Here is a 1,115-nt window from a genome sequence, read left to right as displayed (position 1 = left end):
GCCCCGCTCAGCCATGGCCCGGCTCAGGCTCAGCCCCTGCGGAACCGCAGCGTCCGCAGTTCGAACGGGCGCAGCTCCACGGCCACCCCGCCGGCCACCCGCACCGGCTCCGCGCCGTCGAGCGGGCGCTCCAGCAGGTCGGTCGCGACCACGTCCGCCGCCGCGAAGCCCGGCGTGAGGACCGTACGGGCCCGGCCGCCGTGCGCCTCGTGGAAGCGGACCACCACGTCACCGCTGCCGTCGTCGGCCAGCTTCAGTGCGGTCACCACCACCGCGTCGTCGCCGACGGTGACGAGCGGGGAGACCTCGCCCGCACCGGTCAGCGCGCGCTCCGGCAGGTTCACCCGGTAGCCCTCGCGGACCGCGTCGCCGATCGTGGCGCCCGGCACCAGCGAGTGCCGGAAGCGGTGCACGCCCTGGTCGGTCTCCGGGTCGGGGAAGCGCGGGGCGCGCAGCAGCGAGGCCCGCAGCGTCGTCGTCGTACCGCCGTCGCCGTCGTCGCCGTCGCGGACGGTGCGGGTCACGTCGTGCCCGTACGTCGAGTCGGTGACCAGCGCGACGCCCCAGCCGGGCTCCTCCATGTGCACGAAGCGGTGGTTGCACGCCTCGAACTTGGCAGCTTCCCAGGAGGTGTTGGTGTGGGTCGCCCGGTGGAAGTGCCCGAACTGGGTCTCCGACGCGTACCGCTCGGCGTGCACGTCCAGCGGGAACGCCAGCTTCAGGAACTTCTCCGTCTCGTGCCAGTCCACCTCGGTGTCGATGTCGAGGCGGCGTGACCCGGGCCGCAGGCTCAGCACCTGCGTGGCCTTCGAGTCGCCGAAGGAGCGCACGATCCGCACCGCCGCCACGCCTTCCGCCGAGGGCTCGGGGCCGACCTCGTCCGCGTCCGTCAGGTCCGTGACGGTGTTGCGGTAGAAGGCGTCCACGTCCCAGGCGTCCCACATGTTGGGGAAGTCCGGGTGGATCTGGAGCAGGTTCGCGGGCAGACCCGGTGCGACGGTCTCCCGCTCCGCCCCGATGTCGTACGCCGAGACGACCAGCCCCCGCGGGTCGACGACGACCCGCAGCAGCCCGTTGTCGAGTACGTACGAACCGTCCTCGCCGTCGGTGAGGCG

At 73.1% G+C, this 1,115-nt stretch carries 1 protein-coding gene; it reads right to left on the bottom strand.

The window, feature by feature from the left end:
- Nucleotides 1-29 precede the first annotated feature (29 nt).
- Nucleotides 30-1,115, bottom strand: a 1,086-nt coding sequence (locus ACWGIG_RS39030) for a glycoside hydrolase family 38 C-terminal domain-containing protein (RefSeq protein ID WP_453326461.1), incomplete at its 5' end; no start/stop codon positions are given.

This window comes from Streptomyces sp. NPDC054863, from assembly GCF_053610825.1.
Note: the sequence above shows the minus strand (reverse complement) of the source record. Positions and strands in the feature narration are given on the sequence as shown.